Origin of the sequence: Nocardia sp. NPDC050712, from assembly GCF_040654295.1 — a bacterium.
Lineage (GTDB): Bacteria > Actinomycetota > Actinomycetes > Mycobacteriales > Mycobacteriaceae > Nocardia.
This window is the reverse complement of the sequence record NZ_JBFAHT010000007.1, coordinates 83,466-105,648: the sequence shown is the minus strand read 5'-3', so window position 1 is coordinate 105,648 and position 22,183 is coordinate 83,466. Positions and strand designations below refer to the sequence as shown.

Genomic DNA, 22,183 nt, shown 5'->3' with positions numbered 1-22,183 from the left:
TTTCCGGGCGCGGAGGCGGTAGCGTGACCGGCGCAGGCAAGCGATGAGCGAGGTCGACATGGTCGAGAACCACCCCACCGAAATCAGTCTCAGCGGACGACTGGCGAATTTCGGCAGCACCCGCCTCACCGGCGTGAGCAAACTGTCCGGCCGGGTGCACCAGTACGTCTATCAACGCTTCGGCGGCACCCGGTTCGGCAAATGGATGGGCAAACCGGTCTTCGAACTCACCGTCCCCGGCCGCAAAACCGGCGAACCCCGCTCGGTCATCCTCATGCTCGTCCGCGACGGCGACGACCTCCTCGTCTGCGGCTCCTTCGGCGGCCGCCCCACCGCCCCCGCCTGGTGGCACAACCTGGTCGCCGCCGGCAACGGCACCGTCCGCATCGGCCGCGACACCTTCCCCGTCACCGCCCGCGTCATCACCGACCCCGCCGAACACGCCACCCACTGGCGCACCCTGGTAGCCGGCTACCCCGACTTCGACACCTACCAGGCCCTCAGCCCCCGCAAACTCCCCATAGCCGTCCTCAGCCGAGCGGCCTGAGTACTAGCTGGTCCGGCCTAGGGCGAGATTCAGGGCGGGGATTCGGAACTCGGACTCCGTGACGATTACCGGGGTGTCGGTGAATTTCGCACTGCCCAGGGTGGATTCGAGGAAGTTGCGGATCGGCGAGGGCTGGGCAGCCGGCGAGTTCAGGATGTCGGGCGGTACTTCGATGGTGCCGTCGAAATGCCTGGGCTGGGTGGTGATGCCGGGCAGCTGGGGGGTTTGGCGCAGACCGTCGACGGTGTGCAGGGTCAGGGTCAGGTGGGTGCCGTCGGCGAAGGTCAGGCGGAGAGGTGTCGGGCTGTTCGCGGGGTCGAAGTGCGCGACCGATGCCGTCCAGTCGGCGGCGGATTGTCCGGAGAAGCTGTAGGGCGACAGCGGGATCGTGGTGTCGACGGGTTCGCTGGAGCCGCTGGTGGGTGTGCCGATCAGTGGTTGTCCGGTGGGGACGAAGGTCCAGGCCGGGGCGGTGAGGGGTTTGGTCCAATAGCCGGTTCGGTTCGCGTCGACGCCTTCGACGCGGAGCTCTCTTGCGTCCGAGCCGATTCCGGTTTTATGGATGGAGATGCGGTTGGTGCTCTCGCCGGGGATCGCGGGTTGGCGGGTCCAGGTGGGGGCCGGGAGTTGGATGGCAGCGGTGGCGGGGTCGACGCGCTCGGCGAGCATATCGGGGGCTTCGGGGCGGCCGCGCTGGTCGGCGTAGGAGTAGCGGAAGAAGACCTTGTCGGCGCCGGAGATGTCGAAGTCGAACAGGCGGGTGTACAGGTCACCGGCGTTGTTGATCACCAGGGAGGTGGAACCGCTGGTGGACAGGGCGGTCGCGCGGAAGCGGCCGTTCTCGGGCGTCGCCATCTCGTAGCTGTGGTCGATCGGCAGCCAGGGGTCGATGTAGCGGATGCGGGCGCCGGCGTCGGTCAGGGCGAAGACGTGGGAGACCTTGGCGCCGCCGACGGGGTGGTCGTTGCCGGCGGTATCGCGCCAGACGTGGTCCTCGTTCGGGGAGAGCACCGACCAGGTCCAGTCCAGGGTGCCGGCGGGCAGGGCGTTGCCGGGGCCGGTCCACAGCGGTGTTCCGAAGCGCGTGCTCCAATTCCAGTCCCGCGGCGCGCTGAGCGCGTGGTCCATGGTGAAGAACCGGCCGTCGAGGTCGACGGCCATGACCTCGTCGTCGTCGGCCGACACCCCGCGGATCCGGCCCGCCATGCAGCCGGGCAGTGGCAGCGCACGCCAATCACCTTGAACTGCAGCTTCTTTCACGAAAATGTGACCATGGCGAGCGGCGAAGGACCAGCGGCGGTTGAACGATTCCGTCGACGTCCGGAACAGCACCTGCGCGGGCAGGTCGGCCTCGGCACGCAGCATCGTTTCGAATCCGGCGGTGCTGTTGCCGACGCCGATCTCGGGGGTACCGACGGTGCCGACGAGCGTGCACCCGGTGTCCGCCGCGGCGCCGGGCGACGGGACGGTGGCAACGACAAATCCGGTGAGCAGCAGCAGAATGCCGCGTGCGGCCCTCACAACCAGCCCAGCGCGCCGAAGACGAGCACGGCCACGGCGTCGATCCCCAGGATTGCGCCCACCGCGATGGCCTTGGCGCGCACCGTCGCCAGGTCGTGCACCCAGAAGCAGGCGGCGAAGAACGGCACGTAGCCGATGAGGAAGATCAGGAACGGGAAGCTTGGCTGCCACCAGGACCAATCCCAGGTGAGCACGCCGGCCTTGTTCAGCAGCACCTCGATGCCGACCGCAGCGACGGAGTTCAGCGCGATCAGCACCGGGCGGTTCGGGAGCCCGAGGATCCGGGTCTCCTTGGGCGGCAGCATCTTCGCCGCGGCCACGCCCATGATGGCGAACATGAAGCAGATCTCGATGTTCAGGCCGATCAGCAGCTGATACGCGGTGGGCCCGCCGGCCGCCCAGACCGGCGCCCGGCCGGTGGCGTGGAAGACGAGCGAATTCCAGATCTCGTTGAACAGATCCATGCCCCACAGCGCGAGACCGCCGAACAGGACATTCCAGTTCCGCCGCTCGACCTCGACGGAATACACGTAGATCACCAGGAGCAGCAAAGGGATGACGTACCACTTGAATTGGCCGCTGTCGCGCACCAGTTCGAGCGCTTGCCGAGCATGTTCGGTCACGTCCCAGAGTGTTTTACAAATCAACAGTGATTGTCAACATGTAACTCGAGCTCTGGGACGCGGAGAGCACCGGGAAGTCAGCCCACGATCTGAGAGAACCGCAGGTGATTGCCCCACGGATCGACGAAACCGCAGTCCCGCATGCCATACGGCTGGGTGGTCGGCTCTTGGGCGACCACCGCGCCCGCCTCGCGCAACCGCGCGTAGGTGGCATCGCAATCCTCGGTGGTGAAGATCAGCGTGCCCTGCGCGCCACTGGCCAGCCGCGCCTGCGCCGCCTGCTGGCGGGCCGCGTCCGGCACCATCGCCGGGACCTCGAGCAGGAACTCGATGGTCGGCTGCGCGGCCGGGCCGACGGTGAGCCAGCGAACGCCGGCGAACGGCAGGTCCTGGCGCACCTCCAGGCCGATCACGTCGCGGTAGAACTCGAGCGCCTGCGCCTGGTCACCGACCAGGACGGAGACGTGGGTGAGGGCGAAGTCTTTGCCGTTGCTCATGGGTTTTCTCTCTGTGGCGAATGCATCGGTGGTCGCGAGGATCTTGGCACCGGAGCAAGATCAGTCGCTACCGTTTGGGCCAATGCCATGCGGGCGCGTCGAGCAGGCCTTGGTCGCGCATCGTGGTCGCGCCGAGTTCCTTCACCAACTCGATGGTGTTGATCTCCTGGCCGCTGTTCTCCAGGGCGGAGATCAGCGGCTGGGCGTGCGTCACGACGACGACCTGGGTGCGCCGCGCGGCCGCTGCGATCAGTTCGCCCAGGGGTTTCAGCAGATCGGGATGCAGGCTGTTCTCGGGCTCGTTGAGCACCAGCAGCTCGGGTGGGCGCGGCGTCAGCAGCGCGGCGACCAGCATCAGATAGCGCAGCGTGCCGTCGGACAGCTCGGCGGTACCCAGCGGGCGATGCAGGCCGGGCTGATGCAGCAGCAACTCGAAACGCCCGTCCCGGTTGACGATCTCGATCTCGCTGCCGGGGAACGCGCGATCCACCGCGTGCTCCAGATCGCCCGCGACCCCGATAAAGCGCACGGTTTCCAGCGCGGCCGCCAGATCCGCGCCGTCGTGCGCGAGAACCATGGTGCGCGTGCCGATTTGGGGTGTCCGGGCGGGTGCGTCGACATCGGTGCGCAGGTGATCGTAGAAACGCCAGGACCGGATGCGCTCCCGCAGCACCAGCAACTCGGGGGCGTTCTGCGGGTCGGCGAGCTCGGCGAGCATGCTGTCGAACGGATCCAGGGTGTGGTTCACCAGCGCCCAGCCACCACCGCTGTCGCGAATCCGCACCACCGGCCCGCCCCGCTCGGCCAGCAACGTCGAGGGTCGCAGCACCGGCCCCGCCCACACCGCCTCGGCCTTGATCTCCGGATCGCGTGCGAACAGCGCGGCCACCGATGCCGGTTCCGGTATGCCCAGGTCGGCCGCGAACCCGAAATCGTCACCGCCGAACCCGAGCCTGAGCCCCATCGGAGTCCCCCGGTCGGTGCGCCCCGGCCCGGCCCACAGGGTCGAATCCAGGCCGCCGTCCCGGGCCAGCGCGCTGACCGCCCCGTTGCTCGCGAAGGTGGCCAGCAACCGCAACACCCGATACAGGCTCGACTTGCCGCTGCCATTCGACCCGGTCACGACGTTCAATTGCCCGAGCGGCACCACCAGCCGCCGCAGCGAGCGGTAGTTCTCGACAGCCAGCGTCGTCAACATGGCGGCCAGCCTAATTCCGGCCACCGACAAACCCCGGGCGGACGCTCCTACAGCTCCCGAATGACCCCAGCCGGATTCCCGGCGGCGAAGACCCGGGCCGGCAAATCGCGAGTGACCACACTACCCGCCCCGACAACGGTGTCGTCACCCACCGTGACGCCGGGACAAACGATGACCCCGCCACCGAACCAGACGTTGTTCCCGATCGCGATCGGCGCCGCCGATTCCCAGCGCTGCCTGCGCAATTCGTGATCCTCCATCGGATGCAGGGCGGTCAGCAGCTGGCAGCGCGGCCCGATCGAACAGTCGTCGCCGATCGTGATCGGCGCGCAGTCCAACAGAATCGCGTCGTAGTTGAGGAAACTGTTCGCGCCGATCTCGATGAGCGACCCGTAGTCGCACTGGAAGCGGGGCATGATCCAGGACCCCGCCCCCAGCTTGCCGAGCAACTGCCCAAGCACCGCGGTACGTCGTTCGGTCTCCTCCGGCCCGGTCCGGTTGAACTCGTCGCACAGTCGCTGCGCCCGCAGCCGCTCTGCCACCAGTTCCGGATCGCTGTCCTGATACAACTCGCCCCGGAGCATCCGCTCCCGCTGTTCGCCCACGCCGCCAGGCTACGGGCAAGCCGATCAGCTCACCTGGAGGCGCGGCGGCGAGACGCGGTGCGCCAAGACCTGTTCCAGAAGCGCGACGAGCACGTCGCGGACCGAATCGCGCCGGCGGGCATCGCATTCCAACAGCGGAATCCACTCGTCGAGTCCGAGGGCCTCGCGGACCTCGTCGAGGGCGAACACCGGCCCCTGATCGAACCGGTTGACCACCACGACGAACGGCGTCTTGTGCTCCTCGAAATAGTCCAGGACCGGGTAGCAGTCCTCGACGCGGCCGGTGTCGACCACGATCACCGCACCGAGCGCGCCGTCGACCAGGTCGTCCCAGAGGAAGACGAAACGGTCCTGACCGGGTGTGCCGAACAGGTAGAGGATCAGCGACGAATCCAGGGTGATGCGGCCGAAGTCCAGCGCCACCGTGGTCTCGGTCTTGTCGGCGCGATGGCCGGGGTCGTCGACGCCGATCGCGTACTCGGTCATGGCGGCCTCGGTGACCAGCGGCTCGATTTCGGAGATGGCGCCGATGAAGGTGGTTTTGCCGACCCCGAATCCGCCGCTGACCACGATCTTCACCGAGGCGGCCAGCGCGGGTTCCGCGGGCGGGCGGCTGTCAAAGTGCGCGGACAAGATCCCTGATCCTCTCGATGGCCGCGGTGGACAGATCGTGCGCCGCGCGCACGGTGACGTGGCCCGCGGCGGCCAGATCACTGACGATGACTTTCGCGACACCCACCGGAACCCGCAGGGCGGTACCGATTTCGGCGACGGAATGCGGGGCCTGGCACAGCTGCACCACGGTGCGCTCCTCGAACCGCAGCGGCGCCGAGAGCGCGGCGGGCCGCGCCTGCACCAGGGTTTCGATGCGCAGCCCGTCCACCAGCGGAATGGTGCGCCCGGCGGTGACGACGAACGGCCGCACGAAGGCCTCGGCGCTGTCCGGGTCTCTCATCTGCGCAGCGTCTCGCGCAGCTGCGAGATCAGCGCCGGATCGAGCAGGGCGCCCGCCCGCTCGGCCAGCACCGCCATCTCGTAACCCACCAGCCCGACATCGCAGCCGCCGTCGGCGATCACGCCGAGGCAGCTGCCGTCACCCAGCGCGGACACCAGCAGGAAGCCGCGCTGCATCTCGATCATGATCAGCTTGAGACCATCGAAAGCGTAACTGCGCGAGGCACTTCGGGCCAGACTCGTCAGTCCGGACACCATCGCGGCGAGGCGGTCCGCCGCCGCCCGGTCCAGGCCGTCGGACATGGCGATGAGCAAACCGTCCGAGGACACCGCCACGGTGTCGCGCACGCCGTCGGTATTGCGCACGAAGTTGGCCAGTAACCAGTTGAAGGTGTGCGGATCGGCCGCGGTCGGTAGTTGTGTGGTCACTGGCTCCCCTTTACGGTGCTCATTGCTGAATCTGCGCCCGGAGTTGTTCCGCGAGCGGTGTTTTCGGGCTGTTCGCCACGCTGATGACCGGCCCGGAACGCGGACAGCATGCCGCGCACCTCGGCCGGTGAGCGCTCCGCCGGCGGGGCGCTCGGCGGGCGCGGCGCGGGCGGCGCCACCGCGGGCCGAGATTGCCTCGCGCGCTTCACCAGTCCGTTGCGGGTCCGCTGGACACCGGCGGCGGCAACGAGATCGGCCGACTCGGGGGCGAGGTCCGCGACGCGCATGGGCTCCCGCGCCGAGCCGTGGACCGCGTGCCGGCCAGTCGAGGTGAGCAGAATCTCCGGTGCGGATGCCGTTGCGCTCGAACCGCTTCCGCCGGACTCGGCATAGACGCCGCGGCCCAGCACGACGGGCTTCGCGCCATTACCTACGACGGGCATATCCGGAATGTCTTCCCGCGGTTCGGACTTGCGCTCGGCACCGCCACTCGGCTCCGGCCCACCGAGGAGCTCCACCGGCAGCAGCAAGCGGGCGACGACCCCGCTGACCGGCGAGACGGTGAGTTCGACGGTGATGCCGAGGCGCTGCGCGAGGCGGCCGACGACGTAGTGACCCAGGTAGCGGGTGGGCGTGAGCAGAAAGTCGGTCGCGCCGCTGAGGCGGGAATTCGCTTCGGCGAGTTGGTCGGTGGGCATCCCGACGCCGTGATCGACGACGGCCAGTACATAACCGGTGGCGATCTTGCGGCCGTAGATCTCGACCTCGAGATCCGGCGGGGAGAAGGCCAGGCCGTTCTCGATCAGCTCGGCGAGCATGTGCGCAAGCTCGCTGCCGACCGCGCCGGTGACGGTGACGTCCTCGATGCGGCGCAGCGCGACACGGCGGTAGTCGTCGACTTCAGAGAGACCGGCGCGGATGACATCGGTGAGCGGGATCGGCGCGGCCCAGCGGCGCGGACTGACCTCGCCGACGAGCACCAGCAGGCTCTCGGCGTTGCGGCGCATACGGGTGGCGAGATGGTCCAGCTCGAAGAGATTCGACAGCGCCTTGGGATCCATCTCCTCGCGCTCGAATTCGCTGATCAAGCCGAGCTGGCGGCGCACCAGATTCTGATTGCGGCGGGCCAGGTTGGCCATCGACTCGGTGCTGTTGCGGCGCAGGAGCGCCTGCTGCGAAGACAATTCGTAGGCGGTGTGCTGGACCCGGTCCAAAGCGTCCGCCACAGCGGCGATTTCGACGCTCGCACCGGGCGGGGTGCGCACCGGCGCCGGCGGACCCGGCGGCGTCTCGGCCGTTCGCCAGGCCGCGATCACCTCGGGCAGGCGGCGGCCGGCGACATCGTCCGCCTCCGCGGCCAGCAGCGCCAGCGGGCGCACGATGGCGCGCAGGCTGGCGAAGACCAGCGCGATCTCGGCGGCGAGCGCCACCAGGGCCAGCAGCACGAATCCGCCCAGGGTGAGGGCGGCGCGGGTGCGCAGCGCTTCGGCGCGGTGCCGCACGGCGTCACCCACCGACTGCTGCACCTCACGTTGCGCGTCGATGACGGCGGTCATCTGCGCCCACCAGACCGACGGATCCACCGACCGGGGCAGCGGACCGCCGCTGGACCCGATCGCGACATTCTCGGATTCGGCTGCCCGGGTTGCGTTTTCACCGCGCAGCGCCGCGTCCAGCAGTTCTTGCTGCGGGCCGGTGGCGTCGCGGGCGAACGCGGCCAGACCGGCCAGCTTGGCGGCGCGGATGTCCAGGAACTGCACGTACTCGCCGGGCCCGAACCGATCGGCGGCGAAGACACCGTTGAGGAAACCGCGTTCCCGCGCGGTCTGCTCCTTGGCTTCGGCCAGGGCGTAGAGCGCCTGCAAACCGTGCCGGACCTCGGCGTCGTCGGCCTGATCCAGGCCCAGCTCCAGATGATTCAGCACGTTGATGGCGTCGGTATAGAACTGGAACGCCGCCGGGCGCGCGATCCCGCGGACGTCGATGGCGGCGCGGATATCGCCCAGCCCGGACAGGTGACCGCCCGCCTGCCGCACCTGCGCCACCCCCGGCGCGTTCCCGGCCAGCGCCGTGTCCAGCGCCCGCAGCGCCCGATCGGTGTTACCCCGCTGCTCGATGACCGCCTGCTCGAGCTTGCCGCCGCCGAGCCAGCCGTTGCTGAGCCCGCGTTCGCGCTGCACCTCGTGCAGCACGTCCTGCACCGCCAGCGCCAGCCCGACCTCGTCGACCGCATCCCCACTGCGCCAATAGGATTGCACCTCCCCGGCGATCGCGCCGCCGAGCAATGCGAACACCAGCGTCAGCGAAACCAGCAGAATGCGGGCCAACTGCCCGCGAATGGTGCGCGGCCGGACCAGCCCGGGTGCGACGGCACCGGCGGATTCCAGCTTCGAACGTGAACGCACCACCCTGCTCCTCCACCGCGTCGGCCGTAGCACGGAGCAAATTTCCACAGGCGGTAGCGGGTGTCAACGCCCGAATCGGGCCCGCGGCGCACTGACCTGGGCGGATACATGCTGGTAATCAACAATTTTCGCAGTTTCAATCCGCTCACACCGGATCCGGCGCGACGGTGACCCGCACCCCCGCACGGCACCCCGCGCCCCGGCCCGGCAACCGCCTGGCATTCACCCGGTCAGACGAATTCCGTTGCGAGGTGACCGGAGCCACTGACCGGGGACCGCGGGTATCCGAGTGTTCAGTGCTGCCAAGCGGTTTCGCGGGCCTTCGCCGCCACCTGATCGATGAGCCGGGTGACCTCGGCACGCACGCGCTCGGTCGTGCAGGGAATCGCTTCGATGCGATCGTCCTCGCGCAGGAGATAGCGGCCGTCGCCGCGATAATCGATCAGATAGAGCTGGGTGCCGCCTTCTTGCCACCCGTTCAGCGACGGACCGGCGGCGACACGCAATTCGGCGTAGGTGCGGAACGGGCGCTTGAGTAGCCGGACCGCGTGCTCGGAAGGCGAGCGGCGATGCGAATTGATCCGAGTGGGCTGTTGCAACTCGTCGCGGTGAATGTTGACGCTGGGGCCCGCGCCCGCGGCGGTGTCCGGCAGCACGCTCAGTAACCGCTGCACCACCGCCTGCGGCGCCCGCAGATCGATCCGGATATTGCCGCCCGTCCCGAACTCCGCCCCCGGCATCTGCGCGGCCACCGCGCCGAGATCGGATTCGATAGCGGCACAGGCCCGGACCATCCGATCCCGGCCGTCATGGCGGTAACCGAACAATTCGATACGGACATCGGCGTGCGCCAGCGCGTGCAACGCCGAATACAGCGAATCGTCGTCACCCATGGTGCGCATCAGCGACGACGCCGCCGCCTTGCGCTGCATGTCGAACTCGACCTGCGTCTCCACCTCCGCGGCGAAGGTGAGCGGGAACGGCATCCGGTCCCGGCCCAGCGCCTCCCAGGCGACCCAGAATTCGATCGGGGTCAATTCCCAGGTGCCGGTCATGCGTCCCCGCCGATCACCGGCGGGACAGCCTTGCGCTCGGGGCCGAGCAGTTCCTCGTGCACGCCGTACAGGTAATCGGGTGCGGTGTGCTCGGACTCGTCGTCCTGCCCGCTGTTGCCGCGGCCGGGGGCACCCATGCCCGGCATGCCGGAGCGGGCCGCCGAATTCGCCTTGTTCGCGGCCGAAGCCGCGGCGGCGGCCGCCGGATTGGCGTTTCCGGTTCCCGCAACGCTTTTCGGAGTGCCCGAACCGGGGGTGCCCGAGCCCGGAGTGCCGGCGCGAGGGGTGCCCGTGCCCAGGCGGTTCGGATTCGTGCTGAGCGGGTTGGTGCCGGTCGGGTTCGTGCTCGCCGGAGTGGTGCTGGCGGGGGTCGTGCTCGCCGGGGTCGTGCTGGCCGGATTGGTGGTGCTCGCGGGGTTCGTGGACGCGGGATCGGTGCTGGCCGGGTTCGTTTCGCCCGGATCCTCGGTGCCCGGGGTTACCGGATTGCCGTTGCCATTGCCGTTGCCATTCCCATTTCCGTTCCCGTTGCCATTGCCGTTCCCATTGCCATTGGGTTTCTTGTTGCTGGGAATGTCGGAGTCGGGTTTCGCCGCGGGGGTGGTCGGCGATGGCACCTTCGGGACCTGAGCATCAGCCTGGAGCGCGACCGGGCGATACACAGTGCGCATCACCTCGTTGGCCAGATCTTCGGCGTTCTTCTGCCGGCCGGCGTCGTTACCGCTGATCGCGTCCGAGACGGGGCTGCCGGGCAGGACCGCGTCACCGATCGCGCTGACGACACTCGCGAGTTTGCCGCCCTCGCGTGCCTCGGACTCGTGTGGCACCTGGTAGGTCACCTGGCTGAAGCCGGTGAAAGCTTCCTCCATCTTGTTGGAGATCAGGTTCGCTGCCTGTTCGACCTTCTGCACGTCGCCGAGGTAGGCCTTGACGCTGGACAGAGCACTGGCTGCTGCCGTTCCAGACCAGCCACTGTCCATCTCTTTCTTGGTGTCGTCGTAGAAAGTATTGCCTTTGTCTCGTGTCTTTGCCGCAAGTTTCTGCCAGGAGTCGACGCTGGTCCACATCTGACCGAGGTCGATGTTCGAGATGAACTGCGTAATACGGGAATGCGGCATGCCGACGAAGGCTTCGATCACCGGCGGAACAACAGCGTTAGTGTACTCACCACCAAAACCGTTAGAGAGAGCCCTGTTTTGAGCATATAGCCGATCTCGGTCCGCGTTACCGGCTGATTGCGCATTCTGCTCTGCCTTGACCGGTGCAATATCGTCATTGAACAGATCGGTAACCCGGGCAGCCACAACGCCACCCAGATTTCCCATGAAGTCGCCGAATGTCATGCCTATCCCCCGCTTGCCTTACCAGTCGATTTTGTGAGTTTGCGCCTTGATCTTGGCTTGAGTGTCCGCGTCGGCGGCCTCATATGCGGCACCCGCCTTGACGTACATATCTTGCATTGCCTCAAGGATCTTAATATGCTCGGTAATCGAGGCCGTATACGATCCGCTACCCGGACCACCGTTGGCAAGCTCGGAAAACTTCGCACCCAGAGCAGCGGAGGATGCCAAATCAGAGAACGAACTTACGTCCACAATGAAAGCCGCGCTTTGTGCGAGAGACCGCAATTCTGCAACATAGTTCTCGCACAGTTTCGCGCACCGATTTGCCGCACCCGATTCAATATACAAATTTCCTGCCGTGGCTTCTCCAGCCAACGTTTGAAACTTCTTGACCTGTTCGTCGGGAGTTGCCACCGCCGTACGCCTTTCTAAATTTCGGGAGCCTTGCTCAGCGAGGGATCAAGTCGACAATCTTCTCGGCAGCCGGCATCGCGAGCGCACACGGATCAGTGGTCGTTTCACTGTCGACGAACTTGCTGGCTTTGATACGGACTACCCCTTGGCTGGTATCGAACGCTAATGCGCATTCCAGCGGAGGCTGTCTCGACCCAAGGTAGAACTGCAACGCCTCTCGGCCAGCGACCTGGGTACTGCGGAAATCGCGGTAATAGGTGTTCTTACGGAATTCGTCCATGGTGTAAGTCGTTGAGGAGACCGCGATGTAGTGCCCCCAGCGGCCATCCGATTTAGAGGCCCGCCACTGACAAATTTTCCACTCACCCCGCTCCCCTAGCGCGGGATCGGGGTCCTTGGTCGCCGGATCCGCACCCGTCGAAGTGATCACTGAATCCGGCAAAGAACACGGATCCCACAACTGATCCTTCGTCAACTTCGCACCGGTCGACGCCGGACTACTCTCGGGCCCCCCGGACCCACCAACCGTGCTCGAGCACCCTGCGACCAGAACCACAGCGCATACCCCCGCCGCAGCCGCGATTTTCCGCATTGCAAACACCCCCGGCCCTCGATGGAATCTTCCCCGCGAGACTAGCAGGTGCCCGAGCTCCGCCCCACGAACCTCACGCCTTGACGCCACCGAGGATGCCGAGGACCACGTCCGAGGTGTAGAACGGCTCGAGCCGTTCGCGAATCAGCTTGCCCAGCACCCCATTTGCCTTCGCGCCCTCGATGACGGCGGGTCCGTAGCGCAGGATCTCCTTGGCGATGTCGTCGCCGGAGAGGCCGAGTTCGGGGAGCATGGCGGCGAGGGTGTAATCGCCGTACTTGGTGAAGAAGACCTCGACGCATTCGTCGACGAGTTCGCCGAAGAACTCCTTCTCGCGGGTGGTGATGGCGATCTCGTAGCAGATCAGGACCAGTTCGTTGAGGTCCTTCTGGGTGAGGTATTCGCGCAGGCCACTGACCGGTTCGTCGGCGTGCAGGTCCCAGAATTCCATGGCGGCGGAGTGCACGGGCGCGTCGCGCAGCATCTCGCGGATGGCGTTGTTGGTGCGCTTGAGGGCGAACATGGCGCCCTTGCCGGCGAGGTCGCCGACGAAGGTGCCGTCGGCGGCCTTCTTGGCCCGGTTGGCGGCGGACTGCCCCAGCGACATGAGCGAGGAGACGCCCGGAATCTTTTCCGCGCGTTCACGATTGGCGGCGACGAAGTCGTTGACGAGCTTGTCGACGAACTTGGAGGCGACGGTGGCGACGAGCGGGCTCTCGGTGAGCCGGTCCAGGATGCGTTCCTGGGCCTGGTGCATGCCGAAGATCTTCTCCAGCAACGCTTCCACGGGTTCGCGGTCGACGACCTGGCCGAGGGTGTAGTCGTGGTTCTCGGCGATGGTGTCGTAGATCTGGTCGGCGAAGACGCCGACCATGTCGGCCAGGACGGGGCTGCCGCCGATCAGGTCGATGATGTTGCGGACGGTTTCCTTGGCGTCGGCGATCTCGACGATGTCGCGGAAGATCAGGGTGTCGGCGACGCCGAGCACCGCTTCGGTGTCGCGGGCGATGACTTCCGCGAACCGCTCACCGGTCACCTCGGCGAGCAGGAACTCCACCTGGGCATCGAGTAGTCGTTCGGCGATCTCGCGCGGCTCGGTCATAGTCTTCCTTCGTCCGGTGTATCCGGACCGCGACTACGGAGTGTCGTTGTCGTGCATCGATTTCCGTATCCGGTCCAGGCGCTCGCGCGCGGCTTTCTCGCGCGCCTCCCACTGTTCGTCGGCGCTGCGGCCCGCCGGGGTCTGCCGGTCGAGTTCACCCATCCCCTGCGCGGTGCCGAAGCGCTGCTCGACCTTATCGCGAACTGACTCGAAAGTAGGGACTCCACCGCTGGAATATCCGCCCGGCGCGGGTGCGTCCGGGATACCGGCGGGGTGTACCGGTACCGCCGGTACCGTAGAGGCCGCTCCCACCTGGCCCGATACGCCGCCGCCCGTGACCTGGTCATGCACGCCGGGCGCCGCAGTGGCTGGACTCACATCGGTGCCCGGTGTCACATTGCCGACGCCGGCCATCTCGTCGAGGGCGGCGCGGACCGCCCAGAACGCCGGCCGCCCGGCCGTGGCCGCTTGCAGCACCACGGTCAGTTGATCGTCCGACAGCGCCGCCAGCCGAGCCGAGATCTCGCTGTACTCAGTCATAAAGCCAGGCTACGCACGCGGCGACGGTCTGGTCAGTCCCCGAGAACGCCTTTGGCCCAGGTCCGGACGAGCTCGATCCAGTGCGGGCCCGCGGCGAAGATCAAGTCGTTGTGCCCGGCGCCGGGGAAGATCTCCAGTTGCTTGGGCTCGGGCGCGGCCTCGTAGAGGCGTTCGCCGTGCCGCAGGGGCAGCAGTTCGTCCTGGTCGCCGTGCATGATCAGCACGGGGGCCCGCAGTTTGCGGATGCGGCGCAGGCTCGGATACGCGTTCGGCACGAGCGGCGCGGGCAGGAACGGGTAGACCGAGCGCGCGGCGTCGCGGATGCCGGTGAAGGTGGACATCAGGATCAGCCCGGCCGGTGGGTGCGCGGTCGCCAGCTCCAGCATGACACCGCCGCCGAGCGACTTCCCCAGGTACACAACGCGATCCGGATCCACACCGGGCCGCTCCAGGAGCGCTTGACGCGCGGCCCGGGCGTCGAGGTAGGTCCCGTGTTCGCTGGGCCGCCCGGTGCTGCGCCCGTAGCCGCGATAGTCGAACGCGAGCACGTCGAATCCGGCCTCGGTGAGCAGCGCGTAGATCGGCACGCGGTCGCCGACGTTCCCGGCGTTGCCGTGCGCGAACAGCACGTGCCCGATCGACCGCCGGGCGGGCAGCCACCAGGCGTGCACCGTCTCGCCGTCGGCGGTGGGGATCGACAGGTCCTCGTATTCCAGCCCGAGCACCGCCGGCGTCTGCAGGATGCGCCGATCCCGCATGTATGTCAGCGCGTTCAGGATCGGGGCGGCCGGATGTCGCATGCCTAGTTCATACCCGCATCGGCCCGCCTACGGAAAGCACCACCCCGGACGTTCACTCGATGCGCAGCGCGGCGGTGCCCTGCCGCTCGGCGGCGTAGCTCGAGCCCGCGCCGTCGATGATGCCGAGCAGGGTGCGGCGCAGCCGGGCCACCTCGGGCGCGCCGACGATCTGGTCCAGGTGCTGGTCGAAGCGTTCGATCACCGCCACGCCCGCGTCGACGACGGCCCAGCCGCGCCGGGTCAGCCGGACCAGCTTGGCCCGGCGATCGCCGGGGTCGCCGGTCAGCTCGACATAGCCCTGCCGGTCCAAATGCCGGACCAGTTCGCCCATGGCCTGTTTCGTCATGCCGGCGCGCTCGGCCAGCACGGTCAGCCGGGTGCCCGCGGGTTCGATCAGCTGGAACACCGGCGCGTGCGCGGCGCGCACGTCGGCGAAACCCGCAGCGGCGATGCCCGCGTCCAGCTCGGCCGCGAGGGTGCGCGCCGCCGCCGCGAGCAGATTGCCCAGCGGGGCCGGACGATCCACCAGTGGATTAGTAAGGCGCTTGACCATTTTTCCCTCCACTCCTACCTTTAGTAAGGCACCTTACTATTCGAGAGGCACGAAGATGCGCACAGTCGCCCTGGTTCTCACCGGCGTCGCACTCACCGCGGAACTGCTCTGGCTCCTGTTCCTGCACGGTTCGATCGGCTGGATCACCGCGATCGCCGTCGGCTGTGTCGCGGTGCAGTTCGGCACCGCCGCCCGGGTCCGGGCGATCACCGTCGTCGTGCGCGTCGTCCTCGGCCTGCTCCTGCTGGGCTCGGTCGCCGATCGCTTCGGATTCCTCGGCGCGCCAGGCGATTCCGGCGTCTCGTGGGGCTCCTTCGACGCGTTCACCGACTACACGGCGTCCTTGCTCCCGAGCTTCCTGGAAACCCTCGCGACCCCCGCGGCCGTCACGGCCACCGTCGCGGAAACCGTGCTCGGACTGGCCTTGATCGTCGGATTCGCCACGCGTGCAACAGCTTCCGCTACCGCGGTGCTGCTAGCGACGTTCGGGCTGGCCATGCTGACCTCGGTCGGCTTCGACGCCATGAGCGGCTATGCCGTGGCCGTCCTGGCCGCGGGCGCGTTCTCGACCGCGACGGCCGCCCCGCCAGTGCGCCGACCGGTCGGCTACCCGGCACCGGCCTGACCCGAAAAGCACGAGACCCCTGTGGCATTCGCGCCACAGGGGTCTCGACGATATCGGCGCGTCAGCCGCGCAGCACCGCGCCCACCGACTCGGCCGCCGCGGCGACCGCGGTGTCGCGAGCGGCCGAAGCCTCGTCCTCGGTGAGGGTGCGATCGGCGGCGCGGAAGCGCAGCGCGTAGGTCAGCGACTTGCGCCCCTCGCCCGCCTGCGTGCCCTCGTAGACGTCGAACAGCGCGACGTCCTCGAGCAGTTCACCGGCGCCGGACCGCAGCGCAGCCTCCACCGACGCGGCCGGGACCGCCTTCTCCACGCTCACCGACACGTCCTGCAGTACCGCCGGGAACGCGGAAACCGCCGGGACCGGCCGGTTTTCGCGCAGCGGCAGCGCGTCGAGATCGAGCTCGATCGCGCAGGTGCGCTTGGGCAGACCGGCCCGCTCCAGCACCGCCGGGTGCAACTCGCCCGCGTGCCCGACGACGACGCCGTCCACGACCAGCTCGGCGCAGCGGCCCGGATGCCACGGCAGGTAGGCGGCCGCACGGCGTTCGATGGTGACACCCGCCGCCGCGGCGACGGCGTCGGCCAGCGCGAACGTGTCCGCCGCCTCGGCCGGGCGGCCCTGCCCCCACGGCCCGCGCGGCTCGCGACGCCCGGTGAGGACGGCGGCGATGTGCAGCGGCTGCAGCGGCAGCGACTCGTTCAGCTCGGCGATCTGCTCGTCGGTCGGACGGCGGTCCACCGGGAGCGCGTCGATGGCGCGCGTCGTCTCGACCGGCTGGACGACCTGGGCCATCGCGAAGATGGCGAGATCGCGCGCGCCGCGGGAGATGTTGCGCCCGGCCACTTCCAGCAGACCCGGCAGCAGCGTGGTGGGCAGATCGGCGCGTTCCACATCGAGCGGGTTGAGCACCTTCATGGTGTTGCGGCGCGGGTCGTCGGCGTCCAGGCCCCACACGTCGAACACGCTGCCGGCCAGGAACACCGGCGAGGGCACCTCGATGGCGCCCGCGAAGGCCAGCGCCCGGCTGACGGCACGACGCCGGCGCTGGGCCGGGGTCAGGCCGCGGCCGGCGGGCGCGGTGGGCAGCACGGACGGGATCTTGTCCAGACCCTCCAGCCGCAGCACCTCCTCCACCAGGTCGGCGGGCTGGGTGAGATCGGGCCGCCAGCTCGGCGGGGTGACGACCAGCTGGCCGTGACCCGAGTCGCTGACCCCGACCTCGACCTGGCAGCCGACCTGCGCCAGGCGCCGCGCCGCGGTGCCGGTCGAGTAGGCGATGCCGGCGGTGCGGTCGGGCAGGTCGATGTCCATCCCGATCGGCGCGGCGGCCGGAACCGGGACCCGCACGTCGGTGACGACGGATTCCACTGTGCCACCGGCGATTTCGACCAGCAGCGCGGCGGCGCGGTCGAGCGCGGCCAGGTTCACCTCGGGGTCGACGACGCGTTCGAAACGCTTGGCCGCCTCCGAGGGCAGCTTGTGCCGGCGCACGGTGCGGGCGATCGCGACCGGGTTCCAGGTCGCGGCCTCCAGCAGGATGTCGGTGGAGGCGGCGCCGACCTCGGTGCTCGCGCCGCCCATGGTGCCGGCCAGCGAGATCACGCCGGAATTGTCGGCGATCACCACGTCTTCGCGGTCCAGCACGCGCTCGACGTCGTCCAGGGTGCGCAGCGTCTCGCCCCGGTTCGCGCGGCGCACCACCAGGGTGCCGTTGACCTTCGACGCGTCGAAGGCGTGCAGCGGCTGGCCGAGTTCGAGCATCACGTAGTTGGTGACGTCGACGGCCGGGGAGATCGGGCGGACACCGGCGAGCAGCAGGCGTCGCTGCAACCACCACGGGCTGACCGCGGCCGGGTCGACGCCGGTGACGCGGCGCAGCGCGAACCGGGTGCACAGCGACTCCGGATCCAGCTTGACCGCCCACGCCTCCTCGGCGCTGTCGGGCAACGTGCGCACCGCCGGATCGGCGTACTCCAGGTCGTAGGCGCAGGCCACCTCGCGGGCCAGGCCGCGCACCGAGAACGCGTAGCCGCGGTCCGGGGTGATGGCCAGCTCGATCACCGAATCGCCGAGACCCAGCAGCTCGTTGGCGTCGGCGCCGGGCTCTGCGGTGCCGGGCCGCAGCACCAGGATGCCGCTGCTCTCCTTGCCGAGGCCCAGCTCGGCGAGCGAGCAGATCATGCCGTTGGAGGTGTGGCCGTAGGTCTTGCGGGAGGAGATCTGGAAACCGCCGGGCAGTACACCGCCCGGCAGCACCACGACCACCAGGTCGTCGACCTGGAAGTTCGTCGCACCGCAGACGATCTCCTGCAACTCCGGCCGGCCGATCTCGACCTTGCAGAACCGGATCGGCTTCTTGAACTCGGTCAGCTCGGTGATCTCGGCGACCCGGCCGACCACCAGGTGCGGCCCGTCCCCCTCGCCGGCGATGGGCTCGAGCTGCTCGACCTCCTCGACCTCCAGGCCGACCCGCACGAACGCGGCGTCGAGCTCCTCCGGCGTCACCGCCCACTCGGGGGTGGTGCGCCGCAAGATTTCGGTGAGCCAGGACTGCGCTACTCGCACGGGTTGATTCGCTTCCTCGATCGGGTGATGGTCAGGTCAGGACTGGATGCCGAAGGGCAGCGTGAAGCGCACGTCACCCTCGATGATGTCGCGCATATCGGGCAGCCCGTTCTTGAACTGCAGGGTGCGCTCCATGCCCATGCCGAAGGCGAAGCCGCTGTACACCTCGGGATCGATCCCGCTGGCGATGAGCACCTTCGGGTTCACCATGCCGCAGCCGCCCCACTCGACCCAGCCGGCGCCGCCCTTCTTGTCCGGGAACCAGACGTCGAGCTCGGCCGAGGGTTCGGTGAACGGGAAGTAGCTGGGCCGCATCCTGGTCTCGGACTCCGGGCCGAACAGCGCCCGGGCCAGCAGATCCAGCGTGCCCTTGAGGTGGGCCATGGTCAGGCCCTTGTCCACGGCCAGGCCCTCGATCTGCGAGAACACCGGCGAGTGGGTGGCATCGAGCTCGTCGGTGCGGAAGGTGCGGCCGGGGCAGGCCACGTAGATCGGCAGCTCGCGGGTCAGCATCGAGCGCACCTGCACCGGCGAGGTGTGGGTGCGCAGCACCTGCCGCGAGGTCTCCGGCGCGATGTAGAAGGTGTCCTGCATGGCGCGGGCCGGATGATCCGGCGGGAAATTCAGGGCGTCGAAGTTGAAGTGCTCGGTCTCGACCTCGGGACCCTCGGCGATCTCCCAGCCCATGGCGACGAACACATCGGCGATCTGCTCGGAGATCACGGTGATCGGGTGCCGCGCGCCGGCGGCGGCGCGGGTCGCGGGCAGGGTGACATCGAGGGCCTCGGCCACCAGCACCGCGGCGTCCCGCTCGGCCTGCAACTCCTGCTGACGGGTCTCGAAGGCCTGCGACACGCGCTGACGGGCCACGTTCACCCGCTTGCCCGCGTCGGACTTCTCCTCTTTCGGGAGCGTGCCCAGGGCGCGCTGCGCCAGCGCGATCGGCGATTTGCCGCCCATGAACTCGGTCTTGGCGACCGCGAGCGCGTCCAGATCGGCGGCAGCCGCGAACGCCTTCTCGGCCTCGGCCGCGGCGGTGGCGAGGGCCTCCTCGGTCAGCGCGTTGCCGGTCTGCTCGACTGCGTCGTTGTCGGCCACGATGGTTCGACTCTCCCCTGGGGATCGGCTTGCATATGGGACAGCACGCGGCCCGGCTCATCGCCCACCCACATTGCTGCTGGTCGCAATCGTATTCGATGCGCCACGCGGACTTCATCCGGATTACCGCTCCGTGGCCGCCCACCCTGTGCTATCGGCCGATTTGTCCAATTCCGAACTGCCGAATTGCCGCTGGGCGACAATGACTTTCAGACGTCGCTCACGACCGGGAGGGGAAACACATGGGCATCTGGCTGCGGGCACCCAGGCTGGACAAGTCCGAGCAAATCCGCTGGGAGCAACTCGCCAATCGGACCCAGTCGCAGAACCGGGCTGTCGGCGGCAAGCTCTACCTGACGCCGGCGCGCCTGCTGTTCGAACCGAATCATTTCGACGGGCTGACCGGCGGCCACTCCTGGCACGCCCCGCTGCGCGAGATCAGCGCCGTAGGCGTGCAGGATGCCGACGGCCGGATGTTCAACGGGGGTCTGCGCAAGCGGCTACGCCTGCACCTCGCCGACGGATCCGTCGAGTTGTTCGTGGTCAACAAGGTCGATGAGGCGGTCCGGACGATCGAGCTAGCAGTGCGCGGCGCCTGATCAGCAGGGGTCGGGTGAGTCCTGGATGTCGTTCAGGATCTCGTCGGCCCACGGCACCGGCAGGGCGTCCTGGCCGACCACGCCCATCGCGCTCATGACGCTGAGCAGCATGCCGGTGGCGATGAAGCGACGGGCATCGGTCACCTCCGCGCCGGTCAGTTCGCGGACCAGCTGGTAGATCCCGCCGAAGGCCGACCGGACGGCGTCGCCGATGACCGGGTCGACGCTGGCGGTGAAGCCGTGCAGCATGCACAGCGGCGGTTCGCGCTCCTCCAGGAAGGTGTCGTAGGCCTTGCCGAGGGCTTGAATCGACTCGGTGGGGCCGGCGCCGGGTTCCAGGTCGGCGACGGCCGCGCGGAAGATCTCCGCGATCCGGCCGCAGACCTGCTCGATCACTCCGACGAACAGCTGCTGTTTGCTGCCGAACAACCGGATCACGTAGGGCTGAGAGACCCCGGCCAGGCGCGCGATCTCGTCGGTTTTCGTTGCGGCGTAACCGGATTCGGCGAAGGCGGTGACGGCGGCGGCGAGCACTTCGGCACGACGATCGGTCGCGGTCATCCGCGTTCTGGTGGAACTCACAGGGCTCCTCTCACGTGGTATTGACATGTTATCAGCCGATGCATACTCTTCGAGAAGTTAGTTATCAGTCAATAACAACTAAGGCTGGACATGACCGAAACCCTCGCGCCCGCCGCCGCAACGACGGCCGAGCCACCCCGCCCCCGCCCGCTCGCGGCGGTACTCGCCGCCGTCGGCATCCCCATGTTCATGGTGGTGCTGGACAACCTCGTGGTGACGAACGCGCTCCCGGTGATCCGCACCGAACTGGGTGCGTCGCTGACCGACCTGCAGTGGTTCATCAACGCCTATACCCTCGCCTTCGCCTCGCTGCTGCTCACCGCCGCCGCCGTCGGCGACCGGCTCGGGCGCCGCCGCGTCTTCCTCGGCGGCATCGCGCTGTTCACCGTCGCCTCCGCCGCCTGCGCGCTGGCCACCGAACCGTGGATGCTGATCACCGCCCGCGCGATTCAGGGCATCGGCGCGGCCGGCGTGCTACCGCTCTCGCTCACCCTGCTCTCGGTCGCGGTGCCGACGAAGATGCGCAGCGCCGCCATCGGCATCTGGGGCGGCATCACCGGCCTCGGCGTCGCCCTCGGCCCGCTGGTCGGCGGCGCCGTGGTGGAGGGTCTGAGCTGGCAGTGGATCTTCTGGCTGAACGTGCCGATCGGCATTCTCGCGATTCCGTTCGTGGCCCGGGTGCTGCCCGAATCCTTCGGCGGCGCACGCAAACTCGACCCGATCGGGCTGGTGCTGTCGGCCGGTGGCGTGCTCGCCGTCGTCTGGGGCGTGGTGCACGGCGCCGACGACGGCTGGACCTCGGCCAAGGTGCTCGGCGCGCTCATCACGGGCGGTGTCCTGCTCGCGGCGATGATCGTCTGGGAACTGCGGACGCCGCACCCGATGCTGCCGCTGCGCCTGTTCCGCTCGACCGCGTTCCGCGTCGCCAACGCCACCGGCTTCGCCTTCTCCGTCGGCGTCTTCGGCACGATCTTCCTGCTGTCCCAGTATTTCCAAGTGGTGCAGGGCTATTCGCCGCTGGAGTCCGGCATCCGCACCATGCCCTGGACCATGGCGCCGATGGTGGTCGCGCCCATCGCGGGCATGATCGTGGACAAGGTCGGCGCGCGCACCCTGCTCGCCCTCGGCCAGTTCCTGCTGACCGTCGCCCTGGGCTGGATGGCACTGATCATCACCGTCGACGCCGCCTACGGCTCGTTCGTGGGGCCGTTCCTGCTCGGCGGCATCGGCATGGGGCTCACCTTCGCGCCCAGCGCGACCGTGGTCATGGCCAGCGCCGGACCCGAGGAGCAGGCCATGGCCTCGGGCACCAACAGCACGGTGCGTGAGGTCGGTGTCGCCATGGGCGTGGCGATCCTGGCCTCGGTGTTCGCCTCGCACGGGTCCTACCTGGACCCGCAGGCTTTCGTCGACGGACTGGTCCCCGCGGTCTGGGTGGGCACGGGCGTCGTCGCCGTCGGCGCGGTGATCTCGCTGTTCGTGCCGCGCCACATCACCGCCAAGCACTGATCGAACTTCCTGCCGCGCAGTGATTC

General features: G+C 68.4%; 24 protein-coding genes. 4 read left to right on the top strand and 20 right to left on the bottom strand.

Annotated elements, in window-relative coordinates:
* The first annotated feature begins 43 nt into the window (after positions 1–43).
* Positions 44–547, top strand: a complete 504-nt coding sequence (locus AB0H76_RS38130) for a nitroreductase/quinone reductase family protein (protein WP_357332418.1) — start codon at positions 44–46, stop codon at positions 545–547.
* Between the two features lie 3 nt (positions 548–550).
* Here the strand turns inward: AB0H76_RS38130 and AB0H76_RS38125 are convergent, their stop codons facing one another.
* The 17 genes from AB0H76_RS38125 to AB0H76_RS38045 all read right to left on the bottom strand — a co-directional run bounded on the left by AB0H76_RS38125 (position 551) and on the right by AB0H76_RS38045 (position 15,178).
* Positions 551–2,068: a hypothetical protein gene (locus AB0H76_RS38125; RefSeq protein WP_357332416.1), complete on the bottom strand. Its 1,518-nt coding sequence runs from the start codon at positions 2,066–2,068 to the stop codon at positions 551–553.
* Positions 2,065–2,691 carry a hypothetical protein gene (locus AB0H76_RS38120; protein ID WP_357332414.1) on the bottom strand — a complete coding sequence of 209 codons (627 nt, stop codon included), beginning with the start codon at positions 2,689–2,691 and terminating at the stop codon, positions 2,065–2,067. The genes AB0H76_RS38125 and AB0H76_RS38120 overlap by 4 nt, the downstream gene beginning before the upstream one ends.
* A gap of 77 nt (positions 2,692–2,768) precedes the next feature.
* On the bottom strand, positions 2,769–3,188 hold the full coding sequence (locus AB0H76_RS38115) for a VOC family protein (RefSeq protein ID WP_357332412.1): 420 nt from the start codon (positions 3,186–3,188) through the stop codon (positions 2,769–2,771).
* Between the two features lie 67 nt (positions 3,189–3,255).
* The gene (locus AB0H76_RS38110) at positions 3,256–4,386 is read right to left on the bottom strand and encodes an AAA family ATPase (protein ID WP_357332410.1); all 1,131 of its coding nucleotides are present in this window, start codon (positions 4,384–4,386) and stop codon (positions 3,256–3,258) included.
* A gap of 47 nt (positions 4,387–4,433) precedes the next feature.
* On the bottom strand, positions 4,434–4,991 hold the full coding sequence (locus AB0H76_RS38105; RefSeq protein WP_357332408.1) for a sugar O-acetyltransferase: 558 nt from the start codon (positions 4,989–4,991) through the stop codon (positions 4,434–4,436).
* A gap of 24 nt (positions 4,992–5,015) precedes the next feature.
* Entirely contained in the window at positions 5,016–5,582 is a 567-nt protein-coding gene (locus AB0H76_RS38100) for an ATP/GTP-binding protein (protein WP_357332545.1), read from the bottom strand.
* Positions 5,583–5,607: 25 nt separating this feature from the next.
* Positions 5,608–5,946: a DUF742 domain-containing protein gene (locus tag AB0H76_RS38095; protein ID WP_357332406.1), complete on the bottom strand. Its 339-nt coding sequence runs from the start codon at positions 5,944–5,946 to the stop codon at positions 5,608–5,610.
* Entirely contained in the window at positions 5,943–6,374 is a 432-nt protein-coding gene (locus AB0H76_RS38090; protein WP_357332404.1) for a roadblock/LC7 domain-containing protein, read from the bottom strand. The genes AB0H76_RS38095 and AB0H76_RS38090 overlap by 4 nt, the downstream gene beginning before the upstream one ends.
* Complete coding sequence (locus AB0H76_RS38085; RefSeq protein WP_357332402.1) at positions 6,371–8,779, bottom strand: nitrate- and nitrite sensing domain-containing protein; 2,409 nt, start codon at positions 8,777–8,779, stop codon at positions 6,371–6,373. Before AB0H76_RS38085 ends, AB0H76_RS38090 begins: the two co-directional genes overlap by 4 nt.
* A gap of 293 nt (positions 8,780–9,072) precedes the next feature.
* Positions 9,073–9,834 (bottom strand): ESX secretion-associated protein EspG, encoded by a 762-nt coding sequence (locus AB0H76_RS38080; RefSeq protein ID WP_357332400.1) that lies wholly within the window; start codon positions 9,832–9,834, stop codon positions 9,073–9,075.
* Complete coding sequence (locus AB0H76_RS38075; protein ID WP_357332398.1) at positions 9,831–11,177, bottom strand: hypothetical protein; 1,347 nt, start codon at positions 11,175–11,177, stop codon at positions 9,831–9,833. Before AB0H76_RS38075 ends, AB0H76_RS38080 begins: the two co-directional genes overlap by 4 nt.
* Positions 11,178–11,195: 18 nt before the next feature.
* Positions 11,196–11,591: a hypothetical protein gene (locus AB0H76_RS38070; RefSeq protein ID WP_357332396.1), complete on the bottom strand. Its 396-nt coding sequence runs from the start codon at positions 11,589–11,591 to the stop codon at positions 11,196–11,198.
* A 34-nt stretch (positions 11,592–11,625) separates the two neighbouring features.
* Positions 11,626–12,183, bottom strand: coding sequence for a DUF3558 domain-containing protein (locus AB0H76_RS38065; RefSeq protein WP_357332394.1), 558 nt, complete (start codon positions 12,181–12,183; stop codon positions 11,626–11,628).
* A 73-nt stretch (positions 12,184–12,256) separates the two neighbouring features.
* Entirely contained in the window at positions 12,257–13,285 is a 1,029-nt protein-coding gene (locus AB0H76_RS38060) for a hypothetical protein (protein ID WP_357332393.1), read from the bottom strand.
* 33 nt (positions 13,286–13,318) lie between these two features.
* The gene (locus tag AB0H76_RS38055; protein ID WP_357332391.1) at positions 13,319–13,825 is read right to left on the bottom strand and encodes a hypothetical protein; all 507 of its coding nucleotides are present in this window, start codon (positions 13,823–13,825) and stop codon (positions 13,319–13,321) included.
* Positions 13,826–13,857: 32 nt separating this feature from the next.
* Positions 13,858–14,625, bottom strand: a complete 768-nt coding sequence (locus AB0H76_RS38050; RefSeq protein ID WP_357332389.1) for an alpha/beta hydrolase — start codon at positions 14,623–14,625, stop codon at positions 13,858–13,860.
* 52 nt (positions 14,626–14,677) lie between these two features.
* Entirely contained in the window at positions 14,678–15,178 is a 501-nt protein-coding gene (locus AB0H76_RS38045) for a MarR family winged helix-turn-helix transcriptional regulator (RefSeq protein WP_357332387.1), read from the bottom strand.
* Between the two features lie 55 nt (positions 15,179–15,233).
* Between AB0H76_RS38045 and AB0H76_RS38040 the strand changes: the two genes are divergently transcribed.
* Positions 15,234–15,803, top strand: a complete 570-nt coding sequence (locus AB0H76_RS38040) for a DoxX family membrane protein (RefSeq protein ID WP_357332385.1) — start codon at positions 15,234–15,236, stop codon at positions 15,801–15,803.
* Positions 15,804–15,864: 61 nt separating this feature from the next.
* Here AB0H76_RS38040 and pheT read toward each other — a convergent pair whose 3' ends face one another.
* Both pheT and pheS read right to left on the bottom strand, forming a co-directional pair.
* Positions 15,865–18,369: a phenylalanine--tRNA ligase subunit beta gene (pheT, locus tag AB0H76_RS38035; protein ID WP_357332383.1), complete on the bottom strand. Its 2,505-nt coding sequence runs from the start codon at positions 18,367–18,369 to the stop codon at positions 15,865–15,867.
* A gap of 36 nt (positions 18,370–18,405) precedes the next feature.
* The gene (gene pheS, locus AB0H76_RS38030) at positions 18,406–19,470 is read right to left on the bottom strand and encodes a phenylalanine--tRNA ligase subunit alpha (protein ID WP_357332543.1); all 1,065 of its coding nucleotides are present in this window, start codon (positions 19,468–19,470) and stop codon (positions 18,406–18,408) included.
* 239 nt (positions 19,471–19,709) lie between these two features.
* Between pheS and AB0H76_RS38025 the strand changes: the two genes are divergently transcribed.
* Complete coding sequence (locus AB0H76_RS38025) at positions 19,710–20,066, top strand: hypothetical protein (RefSeq protein ID WP_357332381.1); 357 nt, start codon at positions 19,710–19,712, stop codon at positions 20,064–20,066.
* On the opposite strand, the gene AB0H76_RS38020 is transcribed toward AB0H76_RS38025, so the two are convergent.
* Positions 20,067–20,648: a TetR/AcrR family transcriptional regulator gene (locus AB0H76_RS38020; protein ID WP_357332379.1), complete on the bottom strand. Its 582-nt coding sequence runs from the start codon at positions 20,646–20,648 to the stop codon at positions 20,067–20,069.
* Positions 20,649–20,738: 90 nt separating this feature from the next.
* On the opposite strand from AB0H76_RS38020, the gene AB0H76_RS38015 reads away from it, so the two are divergent.
* Complete coding sequence (locus AB0H76_RS38015; protein WP_357332377.1) at positions 20,739–22,157, top strand: DHA2 family efflux MFS transporter permease subunit; 1,419 nt, start codon at positions 20,739–20,741, stop codon at positions 22,155–22,157.
* Positions 22,158–22,183 lie beyond the last annotated feature (26 nt).

Coding starts and splice junctions, on each gene's coding strand:
- AB0H76_RS38130 (WP_357332418.1), top strand. CDS start 44: ATGAGCGAGGTCGACATGGTCGAGAACCACCCCACCGAAATCAGTCTC.
- AB0H76_RS38060 (WP_357332393.1), bottom strand. CDS start 13,285: ATGACCGAGCCGCGCGAGATCGCCGAACGACTACTCGATGCCCAGGTG.
- AB0H76_RS38040 (WP_357332385.1), top strand. CDS start 15,234: ATGCGCACAGTCGCCCTGGTTCTCACCGGCGTCGCACTCACCGCGGAA.
- AB0H76_RS38025 (WP_357332381.1), top strand. CDS start 19,710: ATGGGCATCTGGCTGCGGGCACCCAGGCTGGACAAGTCCGAGCAAATC.
- AB0H76_RS38065 (WP_357332394.1), bottom strand. CDS start 12,183: ATGCGGAAAATCGCGGCTGCGGCGGGGGTATGCGCTGTGGTTCTGGTC.
- AB0H76_RS38075 (WP_357332398.1), bottom strand. CDS start 11,177: ATGACATTCGGCGACTTCATGGGAAATCTGGGTGGCGTTGTGGCTGCC.
- AB0H76_RS38080 (WP_357332400.1), bottom strand. CDS start 9,834: ATGACCGGCACCTGGGAATTGACCCCGATCGAATTCTGGGTCGCCTGG.
- AB0H76_RS38015 (WP_357332377.1), top strand. CDS start 20,739: ATGACCGAAACCCTCGCGCCCGCCGCCGCAACGACGGCCGAGCCACCC.
- AB0H76_RS38045 (WP_357332387.1), bottom strand. CDS start 15,178: ATGGTCAAGCGCCTTACTAATCCACTGGTGGATCGTCCGGCCCCGCTG.
- AB0H76_RS38050 (WP_357332389.1), bottom strand. CDS start 14,625: ATGCGACATCCGGCCGCCCCGATCCTGAACGCGCTGACATACATGCGG.
- AB0H76_RS38115 (WP_357332412.1), bottom strand. CDS start 3,188: ATGAGCAACGGCAAAGACTTCGCCCTCACCCACGTCTCCGTCCTGGTC.
- AB0H76_RS38110 (WP_357332410.1), bottom strand. CDS start 4,386: ATGTTGACGACGCTGGCTGTCGAGAACTACCGCTCGCTGCGGCGGCTG.
- AB0H76_RS38055 (WP_357332391.1), bottom strand. CDS start 13,825: ATGACTGAGTACAGCGAGATCTCGGCTCGGCTGGCGGCGCTGTCGGAC.
- AB0H76_RS38095 (WP_357332406.1), bottom strand. CDS start 5,946: ATGAGAGACCCGGACAGCGCCGAGGCCTTCGTGCGGCCGTTCGTCGTC.